The organism is Streptosporangium amethystogenes (genome assembly GCF_000721075.1).
In the GTDB taxonomy this organism is placed as follows: domain Bacteria; phylum Actinomycetota; class Actinomycetes; order Streptosporangiales; family Streptosporangiaceae; genus Streptosporangium; species Streptosporangium amethystogenes.
This window is the reverse complement of record NZ_JOEQ01000017.1, coordinates 58492-81319: the sequence shown is the minus strand read 5'-3', so window position 1 is coordinate 81319 and position 22828 is coordinate 58492. Positions and strand designations below refer to the sequence as shown.

Genomic DNA, 22828 nt, shown 5'->3' with positions numbered 1-22828 from the left:
CCGTTCGTTGCGGGCGAATGGTGACCCGGGTAGGGTGGCGCTCTTTTCCCGTTATCGCGCTGTGAACTCGATTCCGGGCGGGGGCGTCCGCGGAAGACGGTTAGGGGTGTTGCCCCAAATGGGCCCTAACTAGCATTGCCGACAGGTCGCAGTGACTAATTTGTCGCCGATGGGCTAGTTTTTTTGCCGCGAAATCACTGCTTACCAGGTCAGACATCCCAGAGAGACAGGATTCTCCAAGATGGCGAAACATTTCCTCTTCCTGGTTCATCCCGACCATGGTCACGTGATCCCCAACCTGGCCGTGGTGACGGAGCTGGTCCGCAGAGGAAACCGCGTCTCCTATCTGACCGGAGACATGATGGTTGGCATCGTGGAGGAGGCCGGCGCCACCGCGCTGCGCTACGACTCGAAGTACCGGGACTCGGACTTCCTGAACCTGGCGCGCGACCCGCTCTACCTGCTCTCGGTCCTGCTCGACGAGAGCGCGGACATGCTGGCGGCCCTGGAGTCCTACCCGGCCGACGACCTCCCCGACATGATCGTCTACGACACCTCCATCCTCTACGCGGGGCGCATCCTGGCCAGGAAATGGAACCGGCCCGCGACCCAGCTGATCCCGATGTTCGCGTCGAACGCGAACTTCTCGTACCTGAACGCGATCTACAACTCCGACGGGGCCGAGCAGTCCATGCCGAACTGGGTGGACGACATGTTCGCCCGGATCAGCGCCCTGTCGGGCGCGCACGGGGTGGACGTCCCGCCCGCGGAGCTGTGGTGGGAGATCCAGGACTTCAGCATCATCAACATGCCGCGGTCCTTCCAGTACGTCGGTGACAGCTTCGACGAGCGGTTCGCGTTCGTGGGGCCGTGCCTGGGCGAGCGGAACTTCCTGGGCGAGTGGCAGCCGCCGGCCGGCGGGCTTCCGGTCGTGCTCGTCTCGTTCGGCGCGGTCTTCAACGAGTATCCGGACTTCTTCCAGATGTGCGTACGGACCTTCACCGGCGTTCCATGGCATGTGGTGATCACGGTCGCGGACGGAATGGACCCCGCGGACCTGGGCCCGCTGCCCCCCAACATCGAGGCGCATCGGTGGATGCCGCACCACAAGGTGCTCCAGCACGCCTCGGTGGCCGTCACCCACGGGGGCATGGGCACCGTGATGGAGGCGCTGCACTCCGGCTGCCCGATGGTGGTCGTCCCGACCTCGTCCATCGACGCGGTGGCCGCCCGGCGGATCGAGGAGCTGAACCTCGGCCGGTCCATCCCGCCGGAGGAGGTCACCGGGGAACTGCTGCTCCAGGCGGTGCTGGAGGTGGCGGGCAGCGAGGTCATCCAGCGGTGCACGGGAGAGATGCAGAAGGATCTGCACGCCTCGGGCGGCACCCTTCGGGCCGCCGACGAGCTTGAGAAGTACCTGATGCGGGTCCAGTGATGGGCGAACCACTCGAGTTTCGGATCATGGGACCGCTCGGGGTGTTCAGGAAGGGCGAGGAGCTTCGGATCGGCGGCCCCCGGGAGCGCGCGATCCTGGCCAGCCTGGTGCTGAACGCCAACCGCGTCGTCGGGGTGGACCGGCTGATCGAGGCGGTGTGGGGCGGGCACGCCCCGCGGAGCGCCCGCGGGCAGATCGCCATCTGCGTGTCGCGGCTGCGCAGGGCGCTGGGGGACCGGGCGGACGACGTCATGACGTCGAGCCCCGGCTACCTGCTCAGGGCGGCCCCCGCGCAGATCGACAGGCTCCGCTTCGACGACCTCGTGGCACGGGCGCGCCGGCAGGCCGCCGGGGGAGATCGGGAGGGCGCGATCACCGTCCTGCGGGACGCGCTCTCCCTGTGGCGGGGAACCCCGTTCGAGGACATCCACAGCATGCGCTACGACGCGGCCCGGCTGCGGGAGTCACGGCTGGAGGCGATCGAGGCCTGCCTGGAGCTGGAGCTGGAGCTCGGCAACCACCTCAAGGTGATCGCGGAACTGGTTCCGGTGGTGGAGGAGCATCCGCTCAGGGAGCGCGCCCGGGCGCAGCTGATGCTGGCCCAGTACCGCTCCGGGCGCCGCGCCGAGTCACTGCGGACCTACCAGGAGGGCCGGCGGCACCTGGTGGAACAGGTCGGGCTCGAACCCGGCCCGGAGCTGAGACGGCTGCACGACCAGATCCTGCGGGACGAGGCCGCGCTGATGGAGGTGTCGGGGGTGCGGCGGGCCGAGGAGTTCGTCATCCCCTCCCAGCTCCCCCCGCAGACCCTGCCGTTCACCGGGCGCACCGCCGAACTCGCCGTCCTGGACGACGCGCTCCGCTTCTCCCCGGAGACGACCGGGCCGGGAACGGTGGTCGTGACGGGGCTGGGCGGCTTCGGAAAGACCGCGCTGACCCTGCGGTGGGCGCACCGCAGGATCGCCCAGTTCCCCGACGGGCAGCTCTTCGCCGACCTGCAGGGGGACGAGGGCACGGCGGCCCTGGCCCCCGGTGTCGTGGCCGGTCGTTTCCTGCGGGCGCTCGGCGTGGCCGGCCACGCCATCCCGGAGGACCTCAGCGAGAAGCTGGCCCTGTACCGCAGCAGGACGGCGCGCCGGCGGCTGCTCGTCGTGCTGGACAACGCCCGCGACAGCGCCCAGGTCATCCCCCTGCTGCCGGGCGGCGCGCACTGCCGGGTGATCGTCACAAGCCGGGATCCGCTCGACGAGTTCGTGGCCCGCCAGGGCGCGCACCGGGAGTTCGTTCGGCCGCTGGGGTTCGAGGAGTCCAGGGCGCTGGCGGTCATGCTGGTCGGCGCCGCCAGGATGGAGGCCGAGCCGCAGGCGATGGCCAGGCTCGCGGCCAGTTCCTCGGGATGCCCGCTGACCCTGCGGATGGCGGCCGCGCGGCTCTGCTCGGGGTCCTACCGGGGATCGGCCGACGAGCTCGCCGGCCACGACGGCTACAACCTCGCCAGGATGGTGCCCAGGGCGTCGGTCAGCGCGTTCGCCGACGCCGCCGCGCCGGGGGAGCGCCAGCCGACATGACCGTCGGGGCGGACGAGGACGGCTCCGGCGGTGCCCACGCCGAACTCCTCCGCCCACGTCGGTGAGGTGAGCTCCGCCGAGCCGTCGGCGGAGATCTCCAGGGCGGTGACGGCGACCCCGGCGTCCTGGGCCGCCTGCTTGGCGGCCTGCGCCCAGCCGGTGCCCGCGGGCGTCATCAGGGTGAACGAGCCGCCCAGCAGGTCCAGGGTGGAGACCCGGCCGCCCCGCCGCGACAGCCAGACGTGGGGCATGCGGTGGCCGGGGCGGGCGGTCGGCAGGTAGGTCCGGTAGGGGTCGGCGGGTTCGGGGGCGGGCGTCCCGTCCGCGACGACGGCGGCGGAGTCGTAGTGGAAGCCGAGCACCAGGCCCTCCGAGCTGCGCCGGCCCGCCTGCTGGTCGATCGACTCCTGCATGGTCAGGCGGCCCTCCATCATCTGGAAGGTGATGAGCGCGTTGTTCAGGCTCTCGGTGACCGTACGGTCGGAGATCGGGCGCCGCTCGGGCGTGTAGGTGTCGAGCAGGCCGGCCCCCGCGGTGCCCCGGAGCACGGCGGCGAGCTTCCAGCCGAGGTTGTGCGCGTCCTGGATGCCGCAGTTCATGCCGAACCCGCCCTGCGGGGTGGACACGTGCGCGGCGTCCCCGGCGAGGAAGACCGGGCCGCTGCGGAACTCGTCGGCGACCACGGCCTGCTGGAGCCAGGGCATGACGCCCACGATGTTCACCGCCAGGTCGGGGATGCCCGCCGCGGACCGCACAGCCGCGACGCAGACCTCCTCGGTGAAGTCGTCGGGGCTGCCGCCGTGCGCCGGGTCGTACCCGGTCTGGATCATCCATCGGCGCCGGTTGTCCACCGCCTCCACCGCGCACGGCGGGTCACTGAGCAGGAAGTAGAGCGCGGCCTGGCGATCACGGAGCAGCGGCCCCAGGTCGGCGTCGAACATGACGCTGATCATGTTGCCCAGCGGGGGAGGGCCGGTCATGGCGATGCCGAGCGCCTCCCTCGTGGTGCTCCGGCCGCCGTCGGCGGCCACCAGGTAGCGGGCGCGGACTCCGCGGCGGACCCCCGCGGACTCGATCACCGCCTCGACGCCGTCCGGAGTCTTCCGCATCTCCGTCATGGTCGTGTCGAACCGGACGTCGGCGCCCGGCTGCGCCTCGGCGAGCGCGCGCAGGATCACCTCGAAACGGTCCTGGGCGCAGATGTAGGTGTAGGTCGGGCTCTGCGGGGCGTCCTCGTGCAGGGGCGCGACCGCCCGCAGGAAGTCGTCGTCGGTCAGCGACGTTCCGACGCCCACCGCCAGGGTCTCCTCACGAGGCAGTCCCGCGCGCTCGACCTCGTCCTGAATTCCCCACGCGCGGACCAGTTCCATGGTCCTGGTGGAAATAAGCCGGGCCTTGGGAAAAAGGGAGGTTTTCTGGTGCCTTTCGACGAGCAGCGAGGATATTCCGTACCTCGAAAGCTCGATCGAGGCGGACAGGCCGACCGGGCCGCCTCCGACAATCAACACCTCGACATCGAGCTCTTCCATGGCGTCAGCGTTCCGCACCGCTGTCATCAGCGTCAATAGCCGGATATCCGAATGATATCGGGCTGAAAACCGCCTTCAGTAGCCTCTCCCCTTGTAAGCGGACGATCAGGTCGGCTCCCTTTCACCTCACCACTGACACCCTGGAGACGAGGATGCTCTTTACCGAAGGCTCGGTGGCACTGGTAACAGGCGGGTCGCGCGGAATCGGGCGGGCGGTGGCGCTCGATCTGGCCAGGGAAGGCGCTCACGTCGTGGTCAACTACCTGCGCGCCGAGCAGGACGCCAAGGACCTCGTCGCCCAGATCGAGCAGGAGGGGGGCGGTGCGACGGCCGTACAGGCCGACGTCACCAAGGAGGAGGAGGTCCAGCAGCTCTTCCGCGGCCTGCGCTCCGACTTCGGCCGGCTGGACGTGCTGGTGACCAGCGCGGGCATCACCCGTGACCGGCACCTCGTCGCCATGAGCCTTGCGCAGTTCCGCGAGCCGATGGACGTCAACGTCACCGGCACCTTCCTGAGCTGCCGGGAGGCTCTCCGGATCATGCAGCACCAGCGGCGCGGCTCGATCGTGACGCTGTCGTCGGTCAGCGGGCTCGACGGTGGCTTCCCGGGCCAGACGAACTACGTGGCGTCCAAGGGGGCGATCATCGCCTTCAGCAAGGCACTGTCCTACGAGGCGGCGCCACACGGCGTCCGGGTCAACGTGGTGGCCCCTGGCTTCGTCGCCACCGACATGACCCGCAGCGTTCCCGCCCAGATCAGGAAGCAGTACGAGTCCCGCATCCGGCTGGGCCGGATGGGCAGGCCCGAGGAGATCGCGTCGATCGTGAGCTTCCTCGCCTCGGACAAGGCCTCGTACGTCACCGGAGAGGTGATGGTCGCCCACGGCGGCGGCCTGGGCTGAGCCTGTCATCAAAAGCACGAGCCTCGACAGCACGAGCACGGAGGAAAGATGACCATCGACGAGCTGCGCGCCAGGGCCGCCCAGCGTCAGCAGGCGTGTGACCAGATCAAGAAGATGATCGTGAACCGGCTGGATCTGGAGATCGAGCCGAACTGGATCACCGACGACCAGCCCCTGTTCGGCCGCGGCCTTGAGCTGGACAGCCTGGACATCCTTGAGCTCTACGTCGCGATCGAGGCGGAGTTCGGGGTGGCCCTCTACGACAGCGAGATGGCGGTCTTCGGCTCGGTGTCCCGGCTCGCGGAGACGATCAGGCCCGAACTGCGAGCGGCAGCCGCGGTATGACCGTTGCCCAGTCGTCCAGGGAGTCGCTCAGCCTGAACAACGACCAGATCAGGGAGCTGATCCCGCATCGCTGGCCGATGCTGCTGCTCGACCGCGTCGACAAGGTCGAGCCGGGCGTCAAAGGCACCGCGATCAAGAACGTCACCGGAACCGAGATCTGGTTCCAGGGGCATTTCCCCGACGAGGCGATCCTGCCGGGCGTCGTGGTCATCGAGGCGATGGCCCAGCTCGCCGGAGTGGTCTTCTCGCTCACCGGGACAAGCAAGATCAGTTACTTGGCGGGGGTCAGGTCGATGCGCTTCCGCCGCCGGATCGTCCCCGGTGACCAGCTGGTCCTGACCGCGGAGCGGAGCGCGGGCGGCAGAGGCTTCGGGGAGTACCGGGTCTCGGCGCGGGTGGACGGGAACATCGCCGCCGAAGGAATCATCACGATCGCCGACCCGGCGGCCGGCAGCACTCATGGAGAGGTGTGAGAAATGGATTCCGTGCTCGCGAACGCGCACCCGGAGGAGACCGTCTTCGGCGAGGTGCTGGACGTGACCGTCCCACTGCGCTTTTCGACGCCGGCCGAGGAGTACAAGGCCATCAGGGAACGGGCCGCGCTGCTCGACCTGAGCGGGCTCGGTCTGATCGAGATCAGCGGTGACGGCGCCGTCGACTTCGCGCAGCGGGTCCTCGCCCGCGACGTCGAGTACCTGACCTCCGAGCGCTGCATGATGAGCCTCGTCCTGGACGAGTCGGGGCAGATCGTCGACCAGGTGGTCGTGTGGGGCCGGGAGAACGGGATGTTCCTGGAGAGCTCCTGCGGCGCCGGGCCGCGCCTGCTCGAACACCTGCAGAAGCACAACGACGAGGGCGTCGACATCGTCGACCGCTCCGGCGAGCTGACCATCCTGGGACTGGAGGGCCCCTACGCCTGGGGCGTGGTGGGCCGGCTGATCGACGGCGAGCTGGCCTCGCTGCCGTTCGAGGCCGTGGTGGACACGACCTGGAACGGCGTGGACATCGTGTTCGGGCGGACCGGGTTCACCAGCGAGTACGGCTACCAGATGATCGTGCCCACCGAGTCGGCCGCCGAGCTGTGGCGGCAGTCGCTGGAGCAGGCGGTGCCCGCCGGTAACGAGGCGCTGGAAATCGCCATGCTGGAGGTCCGGCAGCCGGTGATCCGGCATGAGGCGACCGGCGGGGTCGACATCATCGAGGGCGGCGCCAACTGGCTCGTCGACATCACCAAGGAGTCGTTCATCGGCAGGGAGGCGGTGCTGGAGGCGTTCAACGGCCCCACCGGCCGCCGGACCCTCGGCTTCGGCGGTGGCGAGTCGGTCCCCGAGCCCGGCACCCGGGTCCTGGCCGCCGGTCAGGACATCGGCGAGGTGGTGTACGCGGTGCACAGCCTCGGGCTGGGCACCACACTCGGCCTGGCGCGGGTGGACGCGGAGTTCGCCGCGGCGGGTCTGCGGTTCACCGTCGGCGACGCCGAGGTCACCACGCTGACCAGCCCCTACATCACGCCCAAGAGCTGGAGCATCCCGATCATCTGATCGGTTGATCGTCGGAGAAGGAGTGAGCATGGCGTCGCGCCCCGTCGTCATCACAGGTCTGGGTGTCATCTGCGCCATCGGCCGTGACCCGGAAGAGTTCTGGCTACGGCTCATGGCCGGCCAGGGTGGTGTCACCCCGGTCGACGACGAGGCGTTCGCCGTGTTCACCGCCCGGTACGCGGGTCAGGTCCCCACCGAGTGGATCACCGGGCAGCTGCCGGAATCCGATGCCGCCCTGGACCGCACCGCCCAGCTGGCCCTCGTCGCGGCACGCCAGGCCGTCGGCCAGGCGGGGCTGTCGGCGGGCGACGTGGAGGCCGACCGGTTCGGGCTGGTGCTCGGCAAGTGCCAGGCGACCCCCGACGCGGCGGGCCGCTACCAGCCCATGCACCGCACCGGCGACGTGGTGGCCGGGCGGCTGGGCATGCGCGGGCCGCGCATCCTGGTGTCGACCGCGTGCGCGGCCGGCGGCAACGCCGTCGGCCTGGCCAAGGACAAGATCCTCACCGGCGAGGCGGACGTGGTGCTGGCCGGTGGCGTCGACCCGCTGCTGTTCGGGACCTACGCCGGATTCGCCGGGCTGCAGGCGCTCAGCACCGGACCCTGCGCGCCCTACAGCCGCTCGGACGGTCTCAACCTCGGCGAGGGCGCGGCGTTCCTGCTGCTGGAGCCGCTGGACCGGGCACTGGCCAGGGGGGCGACCCCGCTGGCCGAGGTCGCCGGGTACGGGCTGTCCGCGGACGCCTACCACGCGACCGCCCCCGACCCCACCGGCCGGGGCGGCGCGAGCGCGGTACGCCGGGCGCTGGCCGACGCGGGCATGAGTACCGACGACGTGAGCTACGTCAGCGGTCACGGCACCGGCACGCCGGCCAACGACGCGATGGAGGCCAAGGTGATGCGGGCGGTCTTCGGCGACCGCGCGCCGCGGGTGCCCACCAGCAGCATCAAGTCCTTCGTCGGTCACACCCTGGGCGCGGCCGGCGCGGTCGAGGCGGTCGCCAGCGTGCTGGCGCTCCGGCACGGCATGGCGCCGCCGACCATCGGTTTCGACGCCGACACCACGACGGACCTGGACTTCGTGCCCAACGTGGCCAGGCGGATGCCGATCGAGACCGTGGTCTCCAACAACTACGCCTTCGGCGGCAACAACGTCGCGCTCGCGCTGACCACCCCGGGTGGCGAGCGCGAGTACGAGGAGTTGCCCGACCGGCCGGCCGTGATCACCGGGCTGGGCCCGGTCAGCGGGCTGGGCACCGGAGTCGCCGAGCTGGCCGAGGCGCTCGCGGAGGGCCGCCAGGCCGTCGGCCGGGCGCCCTCGCTGGAGGGACGGACGTTCGCGCCCCGCTCGCTCTGGCGGCACATGAACCACCTGTCCAGGATGGCGATCGCGGCCTCCCGGCTGGCCTGGGAGGACGCCGGGATCAAGCTGCCCAGGGCGGCGCTGGACAACGTCGGGTTGATCTTCGCGACCGCGGCGGGCTCGGTGGAGAGCACCGGCGGATTCGACGAGAGCGTCGCGGTCGACCCGAACAAGCCGGCCGTGCTGAGCTTCTCCAACGTCGTGCTGAACGCCACCGGCGGCGCGGTCTGCCAGACCCTGGGCCTGCGCGGCCCGACCACCACGATCTGCAACGGCGAGGCCTCGGCCTCGATCGCGCTGGACTGCGCCATTGAGATGATCAAGGCGGGCAAGGCGGACGTGGTGCTGGTGGTGGCGGCGGACGAGACGACGGCGACGGCCGCCGGGGACACCGTGGTCACCCCCTACGACCGGGAGCGCACGGGGTCCGTTCCCGGGTCCGCAGCCGTGGCCATCCTGGTGGAGTCGGCCGAGCACTGCGCCGCACGCGGGGGACGCGCGTACGCGCGGATCCTGGGCAGCGGCCACGCCGGCACCGGGGAGCAGGGCGAGCGGGAGTCGATCAGGCGCAGCCTGGCAGGCCTCTCCGTGGGGAAGGCCGGTCTGGTCGTCGGCGCGGGTACCGGCGGCCGGTACGACGCCGACGAGGCGGCGGTCCTGCTCGAACTGGTGCCGGACGGCCTGCTCACCACCTCGGTCGCACAGACCGGCGACTGCCAGGCGGCCACGGGCGCGATGAACCTCGCCGTGGCCGCCCTGGCGATCCGCGACGGGATCGCCCCCGCGCTGCACGGCCTGGAACACCCGTACGCCGGCGAGGTGGAGTCCTACGTCAGGAAGCCGCACCTGTCGGAGGCGGTCGAGCAGGCGCTGGTGCTGACCGCGGCGGCCGACTCGGTGCGCGGCGCCGTCCTGCTGGGGGCGATGCCATGAAACCGGCCCCGGAGGCCGGCCCGGAGGTCGATCGGCTGCTGACCACCACCCGGTCCGTCCGGCGGCGGCTCGACCTTGACCGGTCTGTGCCACGCGAGGAGGCCGGCCCGCCGTTCGACGTCTCGGAGACCGATCGGCTGCTCACCACCACCCGGTCCGTCCGGCGGCGGCTCGACCTTGACCGGCCGGTGCCGCGCGAGGTCGTGGAGGAGGCCCTGGAGGTCGCCGTCCAGGCCCCGACCGCCAACAACCAGCAGCACTGGCGCTGGCTGGTGGTCACCGAGCCCGCCATCAAGGAGAAGCTCGCCGAGATGATGCGGGTCTCCTGGAACTTCCATCGCAACGACGTATGGACCAGCGCCGGCCGCAGAAGGAACAGCGAGGCGGCACGGCGGAACAACGCCTCGGTGGTCGCGCTGGCCGAGGGGATCGCGAGGGTGCCCGTCCTGGTCATCCCCTGCGTGCTCGGCCGGCCGCCGGACATCGCGGCCATCGACGCCGCCTGGGAGCGGCAGATGGCGGCCAAGCCCGCGGCGGACACCGGACACGAGGTCCGGCTCGGCGCCATGCGGGCGAGCACCTTCTACGGCTCGATCTTCCCGGCGATCTGGTCCTTCCAGCTGGCACTGCGCAGCCGGGGTCTCGGCAGCACGATCACCTGCATGCACGTGCCCTTCGAACGGCAGGTGGGCGAACTGCTCAACATCCCGTCCGGGGTCACCCAGGTGTGCATGGTGCCGGTCGCCTACACGATCGGTACCGACTTCCGACCGGCGAAGCGGTACCGAGCCAGAGAACGCACGTATTGGGAGGGATGGCAGACATGACCGTTGAGTACGCCGATGTCGTCGTCGTCGGTGGCGGAATCGCGGGCGCGTCCGCGGCCAGCAAACTGGCCGCGGGTGGTCTGTCGGTCGTCTTGCTGGAGAAGCAGAAGGTCTACCAGGACCTGGTGCGCGGCGAGTGGCTGGCGCCCTGGGGCGTTCGGGAGGCACAGCTGCTCGGCGTCGCCGACTGCTTCGCGGCGGGCGGCGCCTGGGAGATCCGCGAGTGGATGACCTGGGACGAGGCCATTCCCGCGGACGAGGTCGAGGCCATCGACATGACCCGGTCGATGCCCGAGGTCGGCGGCCCGCAGTCGTTCCCGCACCACGCGGTGTGCGAGCTGATGGCGGCGCAGGCGGCGGAGTACGGCGCCAGGCTGGTGATGGACGCGGCCAAGATCAAGGTCACCCCCGGCGTGGAGCCGAGGGTCGGCTACCTCGACAACGGCACCGAGCACGAGATCAGGACCAGGATGGTGCTCGGCGCCACCGGCCGGGTCGGCAACGTCGGCAGGCAGATCGGCGTCTCGATGAGCGGCTCCGTGCACCACTGGGGCGGCGGCATGATGGTCGAGGGGCTGGACGACTGGCCCGCCGACGTGCAGGCGATGGGCACCGAGGGCGACGTCATGTTCATGGTGTTCCCGCAGGGCTTCGGCCGGGCGCGGCTCTACCTCAACCTCGCGACCGGCACCCAGCACCGCTACCGCGGACCCGACGCGGTGCGGAACTTCCTGAACGCCTTCGAGCTCAACTGCCTGCCCGACCGGGGCAAGGCGGTGACCCAGGCGATCCCCGCCGGGCCGCTGGCTGTCTGGCCGTCGATGACGCTCATCCCCGACGGGCCGCCGCTGACCGACGGGGTCGTGCTGATCGGCGACGAGGCGGGGAACGGCGACACCGTACTGGGCACCGGCCTGTCGTGCAGCATGCGCGACGCCAGGACCGTCGCCGACATCCTGCTGGAGAGCGACGACTGGTCGGTGGGGGCCTTCGACCCCTACCTGAAGGAGCGCAAGGCACGGATGGACCGCCTGAACTTCGGCGCGGCCATCATCAGCAAGCTGTACGCGGAGTTCGGGCCCGAGGCCACCGAGCGGCGCAGGCGCGCCCGCCGGTTGATGTCGCAGAACGTCGCACTGCAGGTGACGGGGCTGTTGAACATGGTGCCCCCGGAGGATGTGCCGGAGTTCGGCTTCAGTGAGTTCTTCGCCGAACGGTTGTTTAGGGAGACCGCATGAGCATGGAATCGTTGGTCAACAGGACGCTGCACGTCAACGGCGTCGACATCGCGTTCGTCGATCAGGGCGAGGGCGATCCGGTGGTCCTGCTGCACGGGTTCCCGGACTCCTCCTACCTGTGGCGCCACCAGATACCGGCGCTGGTCGAGGCGGGCTTCCGGGTCATCGCCCCGGACCTGAGAGGGTTCGGCGAGTCCGGCAAGCCGCAGGAGATCGAAGCCTACGACATGCAGACGATCGTCAACGACGTCGTCGAACTGACCCTGGCACTGGGTATCCGCAAGGCGCACCTGGTCGGTCACGACTGGGGTGCGGCCATCGCGTGGATGTACTCGTTCCTGATGCCCCGCAGGGTCGACCACCTGGCCGTGCTGTCGGTCGGTCACCCGGGGGTGTTCTCCACCCCGACGCTGGAGCAGCGGGCGGCCTCCTGGTACATGCTCTTCTACCAGTTCCCCGGGGTGAGCGAGACGCTGCTGCGCCGCAACGGGTGGCGGCTGTTCAAGCAGATCATGGGGCGCGAGGGCGACCACACCCGCTACCTGCGCGACCTGGCCCGCCCCGGCGCGCTGACCGCCGGTCTGAACTGGTACCGGGCCAACCGCTCGCCGGAGTCCGAGCTCCGTCCCGAGCGGCCCTTCCCGCCGGTGCTGGCCCCCACGCTGGGCATCTGGTCGGCCGGTGACAAGGCCATGATGGAGGAGGGCATGACCGGCTCCGCCAAGTACGTCAAGGGCCCCTGGCGCTACGAGCGGATCGAGGACGCCGGCCACTGGATCCCCCTCGACGCCCCCGAGCAGGTCAACAAGCTGCTGATCGGTTTCCTGGGCACCGAGAAGCCGGCCGAGGCGGCCAACCGCCGCAGGCGGCGGCTCTAGCCGGGGGACAGGGGGATCTCATGCTCGGGTTCCTGTTTCCCGGACAGGGTACGGTCCGTGTCGGCATGGGCGCCTGGCTGCGCCGCAAGCCGGTGGCCGCGCAGGTGTTCGCCCAGGCGGACGAGCTGCTGGGGCAGCCGATCTCGCCGCTCTGCGCCAGGGGGCCGCTGGACCGCCTGGTCGCCACCGAGCACGCCCAGCCGGCGGTGACCGTGTGCAACCTGGCGGCGCTGGCCGTGCTGCGCGCCGACGGGCACGAACCCGGCCTGGTCGCGGGGCACAGCGTCGGCGAGCTCAGCGCGCTGTACGCGGCGGGCGTGCTCGATCTGGCGGGCACGCTCCGGCTGGTGGAGATCCGTTCCCGGCTGATGGCCGAGGTCGGGGTGACGGGCGGGATGAGCGCGGTCATGGGGCCGGCGGTCGAGGAGGTCGAGGCGCTGGCCGCCGAGGCCGCCACCGCGGACGAGCCGCTCGTCGTGGGCCTGGAGAACGCGCCGGGCCACACGGTGGTCTCCGGCGCCCTGCCCGCGATCGAGCGGCTGGGCAAGCTGGCGAGCGGCGCCCGCAAGATCGTGCCGCTCCAGGTCAGCAACGCCTTCCACTCCCCGCTGATGGCCCCGGCGGTACCCGGCTGGCGGGAGGCGGTGCGTGCCGCGCCGATGGCGCCGCCCCGCGTCCCGGTCGTGCCCAACGTCACCGCCGAACCCACCACGGATCTGGACGTGATCAGGGAGGCGCTGATCACCCAGCTCACCGAGCGGGTGCGGTGGACCGAGACGGTGCTGCGGACCACCACGACCACCCTCTGCGTCGAGGTGGGCGACAGCAAGGTGCTCGCCGGGCTGTCGCGCGGCGTCGGCGCCCGCTGCCTGAGCATGACCGACCCCGGCACGCCGCGGCGGCTGGCCCAGGAGCGGGGCGCGTGAGCCGGTGGGGCTGCGCCATGGTCTCCTTCGCCGGGCTCTCCCGGCCGAAGGAACTCCTCGGCGAGATGCGGCTGGAGCAGGTCTACACCCGCCCGGAACGTCTGCGGTCGGGCACGGGCCGCACCCTCCAGCACTGGGCGGGCCGCCTCGCGGCCAAGCGGGCGGTGCTGCGCCTGCTGGACGTCGCGGAGACCGCCGAGCGTCTCGGCCAGGCGGAGGTGCTGCCCCGGCCCACCCCGCTGTGCTCCCGGAGCGCGGTCTGTCTGCACGGGCACCCGCCCGGCGTACGGCTGAGCGGCGCCCTCGCCGACGCGGCGGGGGACAGGGAGCGGATCCGGATATCCATCAGCCACACCGCGGCCTGCGCGCTGGCGGTCGCGCTGCTCTCGGCGCGGCTCCCCGAAGACGACCACCCCGATGGGGTTTGACGATGAGGTTCGACGGTGAGGCCTGACGTGACTCCTCCGCTCCCTGAAGGGAGCGGCTTCTCGCTAAGCCGCTTCCACAGCCTCGCGAAGGGCAAGCCCTGCCCTCAGAATGTTGATCGCCGCGTTCACGTCGGCGTGCGCCGCATGAGCGCACCGCTGACAGCGGAACCCGGCTTGGCTGAGGCGGTTCTCCTTCGCGCAGTGCCCACAGCGGGCACAGGTGCGGGAGGTGTTGGCGGGGTTCACCGCGATCAGCTCTCGACCGGCGCTTTCAGCCTTGTCCGCGAGGATGCGCAGGAACACCCCCCAACCCGCGTCCAGAATGCCGCGATTGAGGCCGGACTTGGCGGCGACGTTGCGGCCGGGAGCGTCCACGGTGCCGGACGCCGAGCGGGTCATGTTCGTGATCCGCAGGTCCTCGTGGGCGATGACGTCGTAATCGCGGACCAGGTGCAGGGCGGCCTTGTGAGCACCGTCGAGGCGCCGGCGGCGGACCTTGGCGTGCAGGGCGGCAACGCGGGCGATGGCCTTGCGGCGGCGCTTGGAGCCGCGCTGGGTGCGGGCGAGGTCTTGTTGCGCGGCCGCGAGGCGGTCGGCGGACGCGGCCAGGTGGCGCGGGTTGTCCAGGTGCTCGCCGTCGCTGGTGGTGACCAGCGACGCCACTCCCATGTCGATCCCGACGACCGCGCCGGTGGCGGGCAGGGTCTCAGCGGGCACGTCGTCGCACGACAGGATCACATACCAGCGGTCGCCTTCCCGTTTCGCACTGATCGTTTTGACGGTGCCGTGCACCGGGCGGTGCCGGTGGACGCGGACGTGCCCGATGCCCTGGAGGCGGACGAACGTCGCGCTCGGGTGTTCGGGCTGGGAGTCCCACCGGCAGCCGTCGCCGTCCTTGGGCCACTCGACGGTGTCGAACCACCCTTTGCCCTTGAAACGGGGGAAGCCCGGTGTGCGCCCGGCTTTGAGGCGGGCGAAGAACGCGGCGAACGCCTTGTCCAGGCGGCGCAGGGTGGCCTGCTGGGAGGAGAACGACCACCGGCCCTGGCCGTCCGCGTCGTCGGCGCGGATGTGCTTGAGATCGGCGGACTGGTCGCCGTAGCGGACGCTCACGCCCGCCTTGCGGTAGGCGGTGCGGCGGTGCTCCAGCGCGGCGTTGTACAGGACGCGGTGATCATCCAGACATGCCGTGAGCGTGGCGACCTGGCGGGCGGTGGGGCGCAACGGGAACTTATAGGACCTACGCACACACCACCGCCCTCGCTCGAACTTTTGTTCCCACCGTATCGAATTTCAGAAAGAGGCGACGCGGAATGCGCGGACCTGTCGGGTCACTACACACTCGGGCCTTGACGGCCCTCCCGCTCCTGATTCCCCCGTCGCCTGAAGGCGACGGTCCCCTCGGGGGGATCTGATGGACATGCGACAGATCGCGGAAAGCCACCTGAAGGCCTGGCAGAGCGGGGACGCCGAGGCGGTGGCCGCGTCGGTGGACGTCTTCGACGATCCGGACACGGCGGGCCCGCTGAGCGGGGAGGCGCTGGCCGCCCACGCCGGCGAGGTACTGGCCCGGTTCGGCAACCTGCGCCTCCATGTCGAGCACCTGGCCGTCACCGAGGAGTGCGCCATGCTCTCCTGGACGCTGGAGGCCGACCACCGCGCCCCCTACCTGGCCATGCCCGCCGTCGGCAGGCCCGTCCACGTCACCGGAACCGACCTGCTGGTCAGGGACGGTGAGACGGTGCGCGTGCAGCGGTGCTTCGACCGGCTGGCCGTCGCCGCCGCGCTGGGATTCGAGGCCAGGTTCGTGCCCGAGTCCGACGAGGAGCGGGAGTTCGGGGTGAGCACGCGGACCACCTTGGGGCGTACCGCACGTCCCGGCGCCCTGGCGCTGACCTGGCTGGAGGTCGGCGACGGCGCGCAGGCGGCCGAGGTCGACCTGCTCAGCGTGGAGGTCGTCAAGGCGCTGCGCGCCTCGAAGGGATTCCTCGGCGCCTCGACCTTCGACATCGGCAGGCGCAAGTTCACCCTGAGCGCCTTCGACCGCCCGGAGTCCGTCCGCGCCGTACACGGCCGGCCCCACCAGCGGGCGATGCGGCGCTTCTTCAAGGGTGGGCTGTGCACCCGGGCGCTCACCAGCATCTGGCTGCCGGCCACGGTCCGCGAATACGCTCGCTGTCCCGACTGCGAGACCGTCTTCTCCACGGACGAGGGCGCGGCCTGCGGTTGTGGCCGGATTCCCGAGCGCGAATCCCTATTGTGACTGGAGTGCGATCTTGTCCACCCCCTCCCCCTGGTCCCCCTTCACCGCCGAGCACCGGCTTGACGACGGTGAGCGGCCAACCGTGGTGTTCATGTCCGCCCTGTTCGCCGGAGGCTGGATCTGGGATCACCCCTACCGGCGGCTGGAGAGCGCAGGCTGGCCGGTGCTCCGCACCAACGAGCCCATCTGCGCGCTCGACAGCAAGATCGTCGGTTCGATCGAACGACTCGGCGACGTGCTGCTCGAGGTCTGTGACGCCGCGGGGGTCAAGGACGTCATCATCTGCGCCAACTCCCTCGGCGGCCTGGTCGCGATCGACCTGGCGGGCCGCTTTCCCGAGCGGGTACGCGGCATCGTGGTGAGCGGGGCCCCCGGTCTGACCCCCGACCCCGACGTCGGCCTGAGCTTCGACCGCAGGGCGAGCGTGCAGCCCGCAGGCGAGGAGTTCCGCGACCGCATGCTGAGCGCCCTGTTCCACGGCGAGCCGCTCTTCACCGAGGAGCAGCTGGAGGCGACCGCCACCCTGCTACGGCACCCGCCCGCGATGGTGAGCATGGCCCGCAGCATCAAGGCCACCCGCGTCTACAAGGTGCTGCCGGCCATGGACAAGGTGACCTGCCCGTCGATGTACGTGTGGGGGGAGCACGACCGGATGACCCCGGCCGACGCCTGGGTGAAGGCCCTGGCCGACTACCCGCGGTACGAGATGGTCCTGGTCAGGGAGTGCGGGCACATCCCGATGATCGAGCGCGCCGACGAGTACTCGGCCTGCCTCGACCGGTTCCTGGCGCCCTTCGTCGAGGCGGCCGGGACGGCAGGGGTGTCCGCGTGACCCGCTCGGCGGTCCTGGTGGGCGTGGACATCGTGGAGGCCGACCGGATCGCCAGGACCGTCTCCGACGGCGGCGCCGCCTACCGCAGGCGGGTCACCACGCCCGCCGAGCGGGCACTGCACGCCGGCTCGCCCCTCGCGGACGCCGCCTCGTTCGCGATCAAGGAGAGCTTCATCAAGGCGGTGGGCGGCCGGCCGGCCGGATTCGACTGGCACGACTTCGAGGAGCGGGGCGAGGAGCAGGGGTGGGCCACCCCGCTGCTGGCCGAGGCGGCGTCCGCGCTGGGCGCGTCCACCGAGCTGACACTGACCACGGGCGCGTCGTACACCATCAGGGGCGCCAGCCGCCGCGCCGCCCTGGCCCGGCTGGCGCCGCGGGAGAACGACGCCCCGGTGGCCGGCGCGGCCCGGTGGGGCCTGAGCGCGGGACTGCTCGTCGCGCTGGCGATAGTGACCGTCGATTCCAAGGGAGCATTGTGATGTCGCTTGTCCAGGCGGAGGGGGAGACCTTCGTCAAGCCCGGAGAGTCGATCCAGCGGGCGCTCGACGAGGCGGGGCCGGGAGCGACCATCCGCCTGGCCGAGGGCGACTACGCGGAGAGCCTGTGGATCAAGCACAGCGGGGTCACCCTGGTCGGTGAGGGGCCGGAGCTGACCAGGCTGGTACCCGGTGCGGTGGCAAAGGTGGGCATCCCGCAGCTGCACGACGCGTCGGAGGACGTGGTCAGCGGCATCAGCGTGCACGGTGACGGCATCCGCGACGTCACCGTACGCGGGCTGGCGGTGAGCGGTTTCTCCGGCTCCGGCGTCTACGCGCACACGGTCCAGGGGCTCGTCGTCGAGGACGTCGAGGCGCGGGACAACGACTTCTGGGGCGTCTACGTCCGCGAGTGCAGCGGCGTCGAGGTGCTGCGCTGCCGGGCCTCGGGGAGCCAGTACGCGGGCATCGCGCTGAGCTTCTGCCCCGAGGCGAACGCGCTGGTCGCGGAGAACGAGACCTCCGCCAACGCCTTCGGGATCTTCGTCGACAACTCCTCGAAGGCGCGGATGCTGCGCAACACCTGCCACGGCAACTCCGCCGGGCTGCTCCTGCTCAACCAGACCTACGAGGGCGAGCTGCCGGGTGGGGTGAACGACTGCCTGGTGGCGGAGAACGAGCTTCGCGGCAACGGGCTGCTCAGCGGGGAGGGCAACCCGAACGGCCTCGGTGAGGCGGGCCCGCCGATCTCCGGGGTGGGCCTCGCGCTGATCGGTGCCCACCGCGTCACCGTGGTGGGAAACCGGATCCACGACAACCACCCGAGCGGCCCCTCGGTCATGGGCGGGGCGTTCGTGCTGGGATCGTCCAAGGACTGGGGAGGCGACGAATCCCTGGACAACCACATCTCCTGGAACCGGATCACCGGCAACACCCCGCTCGACGTCCAGGTCGACGCCGACTTCACCCGGCAGGGTTTCGCCGGCAACGTGGCGAACGCCACCGCGCCCGACACGATCGAGGGTTGCGCCGCCGAGGAAAGCCGATGACGGCCACCCTGAGCTGTACGGGGCTGAGCAAGAGGTACGGCGACATCCTCGCCGTACAGGACGTCGGCTTCTTCATCGAGAAGGGGGAGGCCTACGGCCTGCTCGGTCCCAACGGGGCGGGCAAGACCACCGCGATCTCCATGCTGGTGGGCCTGCTGCAGCCGGACACGGGGAGCGTACAGGTCTGTGGCCACGATCTCGCGGCCGATCCGCTCGCGGCGAAGGCGAAGATCGGGTACGTCCCGCAGGAGATCGCGCTCTACCCCGACCTGACCGGCAGGGAGAACCTGCGCTTCTTCGGCAGGCTCTACGGGCTGCCCCGGCGGGAGCTGGCGAAGCGGATCGACGAGGTGCTCGACTTCGTCGGCCTGTCGGACCGGGCGGACGGAAAGATCGACACCTACTCGGGCGGGATGAAGCGCCGGATCAACATCGGCGCGGCCCTGCTGCACCGGCCGGAGGTGCTCATCCTGGACGAGCCGACGGTCGGGGTGGACCCGCAGAGCCGCAAGGCCATCCTGGACGGGGTCGAGCAACTGGTGGCCGACGGCATGAGCCTGCTGTACACCTCGCACTACATGGAGGAGGTCGAGCGGGTCTGCAAGCGCGTCGGGATCATCGACCACGGCAAGGTCATCGCCGAGGGCACCCGCAAGGAACTCGTCTCCACCCTCGGCAGCGCGGACCGGGTCGAGCTCGTCCTCGACGGCGACCTGGACGTCGCGACCGACAAGCTGCGCGCCGTGGAGGGGGTCACCGAGGCGGTGCGGGCGGGTACCTCGTCCATCCGGCTGATCGTCAACGAGGGAAGTCACCTGCTGCCCACCCTCATCGCCGCGGTGCGGGGCATCGCCGTCGTGACGGCCGTCGAGGTCATCGAACCCGACCTTGAGGCCGCGTTCCTGCACCTCACCGGCAACAAGCTGCGGGACTGACGATGCTGAGAGCTCTTTTCGTGGTGAGCCGTCTCGAACTGCGCGCCAGGTTCATGGACGGTACGGCGGTGCTGACCGCCCTGCTCGCCCCCATCGTGCTGGCCTCGCTGTTCGGGTTCGCCCTCGGCGGGGACGATCCGCCCCTGCGCGCCACCGTGGGCTTCGTCGATCTCGACGGCGGGGAGTTCCCCTCCAGCGTGCGCCGGGAGGTGCTGTCGGCCAAGGAACTCGACGGCATGCTGACCCTGCGCGACTTCGCGACGGAGAAGGACGCGCAACAGACCCTCGACGACGGGGACATCGGCGCGGCGATCGTGTTCCCCTCGGGGTTCAGCCAGGACGTCGGCGCCGGACGAGGGGGGAAGGTCACCGTACTCACCTCCCCGGAGACGCCGCTGGCCGGAGTGGTCGCGAGCAGCATCGTCGACCGGATCTCCGCCCTGGTGGACGCCCGCACCCTCGCGGTCAAGGCGTCCCTGGACGCCGGCGTCCCCGCGGACAAGGTCAAGGAGTTCGTCGAGCGCAACGGCGCGAGCGGCCCGGCGCTGACCCTGGAGAGTGACCCCATGGCGGGCGGAAAGGTCGACCTGTCGGTCTACTACGGCTCCGGCATGGCCGCGCTCTTCGCCTTCTTCGTGGTCGGCACCTCGGTCAGGAGCCTGCTCACCGAGCGCAACCTCGGCACGCTCAACCGGATGCGTGCCGCGCCCATCCGGCCGTGGATCCCGATCGTGGGCAAGGGGGTGGTCGGCTTCCTGCTGGCACTGGTCAGCGTCTGCGCCGTCTGGGCCTCCTCGGTGCTGCTGTTCGGATCCACCTGGGGTGATCCGCTCGCGGTGTTCGCGCTCTGGACCGCGCACGTGCTGGCCGCCGCCGCGATCACCATGCTGGTGGCCAGCAGGGCGAAGACCGACTCCCAGGCCGATGGGCTGATCATGGGCGTCTCCTTCGTCTTCGCCTTCCTGGGCGGCAGCCTGGTGCCGATGTACAACCTGCCGGACCTCCTGCAGAAGGTGGCGCTGCTCACCCCGAACGGCTGGACGTCGACGGGACTGACCGAGCTCGCCGGTGGTGGCGGGGGCCTGGCGACGGTCGCCGGCCCGATCGCCGCACTCTGCGGGATGGCACTCGTGGCCGGCGGCATCGCCGCCCTCGGCTTTCGGAAAGGACTACTCGGTTGAGCCCGAGCCCGGTCAGAGCTCTGGTGGCGGCCAACCTGCGCCGTCACTCCCGCGACAAGGTGGGCCTGTTCTTCATGGTGGTCATGCCGTTCGTGACCATCCTCTTCGTCGGGATGGCCCTGGGCGGAAGCGGGTCCGGACAGGATCGGATACCGATCGGGGTGGTCGCGAGGGACTCCGACCCGGTGGCGACGGCCGTACTGCGCCAGCTGGAGACCAGTCACGACCTCGCGATCGAGCGGATGGACGCCGAGGAGCAGGTGCGGTCCGGGGTGCGGACCGGCGTCCTCGCCGCGGGTCTGCTGATCCCGCCAGGCTCCACCGATCTGGAGCTGGTCATGACCCAGACCAACGGCAGCGGCATGGCGGCACGCGGCATGATCGACGTCGCGGTCGGCAAGGTGGCCGCGGTGCTCGAAGCCGTGCGGGCGGCCGAGGCGGCGGGCGCGTCCCCGGCCGAGGCCGAGGCTCTGGTGCGCAAGGCCCAGGCCTCCTCGGCCCGGGTGGCGGTGAGCACCAGCGGCGCCGCGGAGAGCTCCACGCCCCGTGGGTTCGCCTACACCGCGCCCGCCAACGTGCTGCTGTTCACCTTCGTCAACTCCATGGCGGTCGCCGCGGCCCTGGCCGAGAGCCGCAGGCTGGGCATGATCCGCCGGTCCCTCGCCGGGCCGGTGCGGGAGCGCTCGGTGCTGCTCGGAGAGGTGCTGAGCAGGCTCATCATCGCCATCGTGCAGGCCTGCCTGATCATGGTGGTGAGCACGCTGATGTTCGACGTGTCCTGGGGAGACCCGCTGGGCGTCGCGGCGGTCGTCGGCTCGTTCTGCCTGGTGTCCACCGGTGCCGCGGTGCTGGTCGGCAGCCTGGTGCGGTCGCCCTCCCAGGCTCCCGCGATCGGGCCTCCGCTGGGCATCGTGCTCGGCATGCTGGGCGGCTGCCTGTGGCCGCGAGAGGTCGCGGGCGAGACCCTGAACATGATCGGCTACCTGGTTCCGCACGGCTGGGGGATGGACGCGCTGATCACGCTGACCAAACCGGGCAAGGGGCTGGGCTCGGTCCTTACCGAGGTGGCCGTGCTGCTCGGGATGGCAGTGCTCCTGCTGGGCATCTCGCTCGTGGTGTTCCGCAGACGCATGCGCACCTCCAACTGACCGAACGCGGCACTGCGGAAAGAGGGCGGCGAATGCGCATCCTGGTGACCGGCGGGGCCGGTCTCACCGGCTCCCGTCAGGTGCGCGTGCTCGCGTGCGGTGCCTCGGTGGCCGCGCCGGACCCGGCGGCCCACACGTGAAGGGCATCGTGCTGGCCGGGGGCTCGGGCAGCCGGCTCCGGCCGCTGACCACGATCACCTCCAAGCACCTGCTGCCGGTCTACAACAAGCCGATGGTCTACTACCCGCTCTCGGTGCTGATGCTGGCCGGAATCCGGGAGATCCTGCTGATCAGCACCCCCGAGCACCTGCCGGGATTCCGGGCGCTGCTCGGCGACGGCTCCCGGCTGGGCCTGCGCCTGAGCTATGCCGTCCAGACCGCGCCCCGCGGGCTGGCCGACGCCCTGGTGGTCGGCGGGGAGTTCGTGGGCGACGACCGGCTGGCCCTCATCCTCGGCGACAACGTCTTCTACGGCCACGAACTCCCCTCGGTGCTCCGCGACGAGGTCGGCAAGCTCGACGGCTGCACGGTCTTCGGCTACCCGGTCGCCGATCCCGAACGGTACGGGGTGGCGGTCGTCGGCGCGGAGGGCCGGCTGGTCGACATCGAGGAGAAACCGGCCCGGCCTCAGAGCAACCTCGCCGTCACCGGCCTCTACCTCTACGACAACGTCGCGCTGCGCTATGCCGCGGAGCTGACCCCTTCGGCGAGGGGCGAGTTGGAGATCACCGACCTCAACCGGCGCTTCCTCGCCGAAGGCCGCGCCCGGCTGGTCAACCTGGGCCGGGGTACGGCCTGGCTGGACACCGGCACGCCGGACAGCCTGCTGGAGGCAGGGGTCTTCGTGCAGGTACTGGAGAAGCGGCAGGGCGTGCAGATCGCCTGCCTGGAGGAGGTGGCCTACCGGATGGGTTACATCGACGACCGTGGGCTCCGTGAGCTGATCGGCCAGGTCGGGCCGGTGACGGAGGAGGGGCGCTACCTGGTCCGGGTGCTGGAGGCCTCCATCTGAGCGGCGGCTTCGCTCTCCG

General features: G+C 70.8%; 22 protein-coding genes. 20 read left to right on the top strand and 2 right to left on the bottom strand.

Features of this window, described 5'->3' with window-relative positions:
- The first annotated feature begins 241 nt into the window (after positions 1-241).
- Both IG98_RS0124155 and IG98_RS0124150 read left to right on the top strand, forming a co-directional pair.
- The gene (locus IG98_RS0124155; RefSeq protein WP_030916379.1) at positions 242-1435 is read left to right on the top strand and encodes a macrolide family glycosyltransferase; all 1194 of its coding nucleotides are present in this window, start codon (positions 242-244) and stop codon (positions 1433-1435) included.
- Positions 1435-3003: an AfsR/SARP family transcriptional regulator gene (locus IG98_RS0124150; protein ID WP_063766272.1), complete on the top strand. Its 1569-nt coding sequence runs from the start codon at positions 1435-1437 to the stop codon at positions 3001-3003. The genes IG98_RS0124155 and IG98_RS0124150 overlap by 1 nt, the downstream gene beginning before the upstream one ends.
- Here IG98_RS0124150 and IG98_RS0124145 read toward each other — a convergent pair.
- Complete coding sequence (locus IG98_RS0124145) at positions 2919-4532, bottom strand: FAD-dependent monooxygenase (RefSeq protein WP_030916374.1); 1614 nt, start codon at positions 4530-4532, stop codon at positions 2919-2921. The genes IG98_RS0124150 and IG98_RS0124145 overlap by 85 nt on opposite strands.
- A 152-nt stretch (positions 4533-4684) precedes the next feature.
- On the opposite strand from IG98_RS0124145, the gene fabG reads away from it, so the two are divergent.
- From fabG to IG98_RS0124095, 10 genes are read left to right on the top strand one after another with little or no spacing between them, the layout of a single operon-like run.
- Positions 4685-5434 (top strand): 3-oxoacyl-ACP reductase FabG, encoded by a 750-nt coding sequence (fabG, locus tag IG98_RS0124140; protein WP_030916371.1) that lies wholly within the window; start codon positions 4685-4687, stop codon positions 5432-5434.
- Positions 5435-5482: 48 nt separating this feature from the next.
- The gene (locus IG98_RS0124135) at positions 5483-5779 is read left to right on the top strand and encodes an acyl carrier protein (RefSeq protein WP_030916369.1); all 297 of its coding nucleotides are present in this window, start codon (positions 5483-5485) and stop codon (positions 5777-5779) included.
- Positions 5776-6252: a 3-hydroxyacyl-ACP dehydratase FabZ gene (fabZ, locus tag IG98_RS0124130; protein ID WP_030916365.1), complete on the top strand. Its 477-nt coding sequence runs from the start codon at positions 5776-5778 to the stop codon at positions 6250-6252. Before IG98_RS0124135 ends, fabZ begins: the two co-directional genes overlap by 4 nt.
- 3 nt (positions 6253-6255) lie before the next feature.
- Complete coding sequence (locus IG98_RS0124125; protein WP_030916362.1) at positions 6256-7320, top strand: aminomethyl transferase family protein; 1065 nt, start codon at positions 6256-6258, stop codon at positions 7318-7320.
- A 28-nt stretch (positions 7321-7348) separates the two neighbouring features.
- Complete coding sequence (locus tag IG98_RS0124120; RefSeq protein ID WP_030916359.1) at positions 7349-9616, top strand: beta-ketoacyl-[acyl-carrier-protein] synthase family protein; 2268 nt, start codon at positions 7349-7351, stop codon at positions 9614-9616.
- Entirely contained in the window at positions 9613-10443 is an 831-nt protein-coding gene (locus IG98_RS0124115; RefSeq protein WP_084195600.1) for a nitroreductase family protein, read from the top strand. The genes IG98_RS0124120 and IG98_RS0124115 overlap by 4 nt, the downstream gene beginning before the upstream one ends.
- A complete protein-coding gene (locus IG98_RS0124110; protein WP_030916353.1) occupies positions 10440-11681 on the top strand; it encodes an FAD-dependent oxidoreductase in 1242 nt (413 codons plus the stop codon). The genes IG98_RS0124115 and IG98_RS0124110 overlap by 4 nt, the downstream gene beginning before the upstream one ends.
- Complete coding sequence (locus tag IG98_RS0124105; protein ID WP_030916350.1) at positions 11678-12559, top strand: alpha/beta fold hydrolase; 882 nt, start codon at positions 11678-11680, stop codon at positions 12557-12559. The genes IG98_RS0124110 and IG98_RS0124105 overlap by 4 nt, the downstream gene beginning before the upstream one ends.
- Positions 12560-12579: 20 nt before the next feature.
- Entirely contained in the window at positions 12580-13485 is a 906-nt protein-coding gene (locus tag IG98_RS0124100) for an ACP S-malonyltransferase (RefSeq protein ID WP_030916348.1), read from the top strand.
- Positions 13482-13913 carry a holo-ACP synthase gene (locus IG98_RS0124095; protein ID WP_245651687.1) on the top strand — a complete coding sequence of 144 codons (432 nt, stop codon included), beginning with the start codon at positions 13482-13484 and terminating at the stop codon, positions 13911-13913. Before IG98_RS0124100 ends, IG98_RS0124095 begins: the two co-directional genes overlap by 4 nt.
- A gap of 63 nt (positions 13914-13976) precedes the next feature.
- Here the strand turns inward: IG98_RS0124095 and IG98_RS0124090 are convergent, their stop codons facing one another.
- Positions 13977-15161, bottom strand: a complete 1185-nt coding sequence (locus tag IG98_RS0124090) for an RNA-guided endonuclease InsQ/TnpB family protein (protein WP_030916343.1) — start codon at positions 15159-15161, stop codon at positions 13977-13979.
- Positions 15162-15327: 166 nt separating this feature from the next.
- Between IG98_RS0124090 and IG98_RS0124085 the strand changes: the two genes are divergently transcribed.
- The 8 genes from IG98_RS0124085 (at position 15328) to rfbA (ending at position 22809) form a co-directional block, all read left to right on the top strand.
- Positions 15328-16176: an ester cyclase gene (locus IG98_RS0124085; protein WP_030916341.1), complete on the top strand. Its 849-nt coding sequence runs from the start codon at positions 15328-15330 to the stop codon at positions 16174-16176.
- A gap of 13 nt (positions 16177-16189) precedes the next feature.
- A complete protein-coding gene (locus IG98_RS0124080; protein ID WP_245651686.1) occupies positions 16190-17008 on the top strand; it encodes an alpha/beta fold hydrolase in 819 nt (272 codons plus the stop codon).
- Complete coding sequence (locus tag IG98_RS0124075) at positions 17005-17487, top strand: 4'-phosphopantetheinyl transferase superfamily protein (protein ID WP_030916336.1); 483 nt, start codon at positions 17005-17007, stop codon at positions 17485-17487. The genes IG98_RS0124080 and IG98_RS0124075 overlap by 4 nt, the downstream gene beginning before the upstream one ends.
- Positions 17487-18533, top strand: coding sequence for a right-handed parallel beta-helix repeat-containing protein (locus IG98_RS0124070; RefSeq protein ID WP_030916333.1), 1047 nt, complete (start codon positions 17487-17489; stop codon positions 18531-18533). The genes IG98_RS0124075 and IG98_RS0124070 overlap by 1 nt, the downstream gene beginning before the upstream one ends.
- Complete coding sequence (locus tag IG98_RS0124065; protein ID WP_030916331.1) at positions 18530-19468, top strand: ABC transporter ATP-binding protein; 939 nt, start codon at positions 18530-18532, stop codon at positions 19466-19468. Before IG98_RS0124070 ends, IG98_RS0124065 begins: the two co-directional genes overlap by 4 nt.
- Positions 19469-19470: 2 nt before the next feature.
- Positions 19471-20649 carry an ABC transporter permease gene (locus IG98_RS0124060; protein WP_030916328.1) on the top strand — a complete coding sequence of 393 codons (1179 nt, stop codon included), beginning with the start codon at positions 19471-19473 and terminating at the stop codon, positions 20647-20649.
- Positions 20646-21797, top strand: coding sequence for an ABC transporter permease (locus IG98_RS0124055; protein ID WP_030916324.1), 1152 nt, complete (start codon positions 20646-20648; stop codon positions 21795-21797). Before IG98_RS0124060 ends, IG98_RS0124055 begins: the two co-directional genes overlap by 4 nt.
- A gap of 136 nt (positions 21798-21933) precedes the next feature.
- The gene (rfbA, locus tag IG98_RS0124045; RefSeq protein ID WP_030916321.1) at positions 21934-22809 is read left to right on the top strand and encodes a glucose-1-phosphate thymidylyltransferase RfbA; all 876 of its coding nucleotides are present in this window, start codon (positions 21934-21936) and stop codon (positions 22807-22809) included.
- Positions 22810-22828: the final 19 nt, after the last annotated feature.

What these genes read in the sequence shown, in the direction of transcription:
- IG98_RS0124155 (WP_030916379.1), top strand. Translation starts at nt 242, where the DNA reads ATGGCGAAACATTTCCTCTTCCTGGTTCATCCCGACCATGGTCACGTG.
- IG98_RS0124150 (WP_063766272.1), top strand. Translation starts at nt 1,435, where the DNA reads ATGGGCGAACCACTCGAGTTTCGGATCATGGGACCGCTCGGGGTGTTC.
- IG98_RS0124145 (WP_030916374.1), bottom strand. Translation starts at nt 4,532, where the DNA reads ATGGAAGAGCTCGATGTCGAGGTGTTGATTGTCGGAGGCGGCCCGGTC.
- fabG (WP_030916371.1), top strand. Translation starts at nt 4,685, where the DNA reads ATGCTCTTTACCGAAGGCTCGGTGGCACTGGTAACAGGCGGGTCGCGC.
- IG98_RS0124135 (WP_030916369.1), top strand. Translation starts at nt 5,483, where the DNA reads ATGACCATCGACGAGCTGCGCGCCAGGGCCGCCCAGCGTCAGCAGGCG.
- fabZ (WP_030916365.1), top strand. Translation starts at nt 5,776, where the DNA reads ATGACCGTTGCCCAGTCGTCCAGGGAGTCGCTCAGCCTGAACAACGAC.
- IG98_RS0124125 (WP_030916362.1), top strand. Translation starts at nt 6,256, where the DNA reads ATGGATTCCGTGCTCGCGAACGCGCACCCGGAGGAGACCGTCTTCGGC.
- IG98_RS0124120 (WP_030916359.1), top strand. Translation starts at nt 7,349, where the DNA reads ATGGCGTCGCGCCCCGTCGTCATCACAGGTCTGGGTGTCATCTGCGCC.
- IG98_RS0124115 (WP_084195600.1), top strand. Translation starts at nt 9,613, where the DNA reads ATGAAACCGGCCCCGGAGGCCGGCCCGGAGGTCGATCGGCTGCTGACC.
- IG98_RS0124110 (WP_030916353.1), top strand. Translation starts at nt 10,440, where the DNA reads ATGACCGTTGAGTACGCCGATGTCGTCGTCGTCGGTGGCGGAATCGCG.
- IG98_RS0124105 (WP_030916350.1), top strand. Translation starts at nt 11,678, where the DNA reads ATGAGCATGGAATCGTTGGTCAACAGGACGCTGCACGTCAACGGCGTC.
- IG98_RS0124100 (WP_030916348.1), top strand. Translation starts at nt 12,580, where the DNA reads ATGCTCGGGTTCCTGTTTCCCGGACAGGGTACGGTCCGTGTCGGCATG.
- IG98_RS0124085 (WP_030916341.1), top strand. Translation starts at nt 15,328, where the DNA reads ATGGACATGCGACAGATCGCGGAAAGCCACCTGAAGGCCTGGCAGAGC.
- IG98_RS0124070 (WP_030916333.1), top strand. Translation starts at nt 17,487, where the DNA reads ATGTCGCTTGTCCAGGCGGAGGGGGAGACCTTCGTCAAGCCCGGAGAG.
- IG98_RS0124065 (WP_030916331.1), top strand. Translation starts at nt 18,530, where the DNA reads ATGACGGCCACCCTGAGCTGTACGGGGCTGAGCAAGAGGTACGGCGAC.
- IG98_RS0124060 (WP_030916328.1), top strand. Translation starts at nt 19,471, where the DNA reads ATGCTGAGAGCTCTTTTCGTGGTGAGCCGTCTCGAACTGCGCGCCAGG.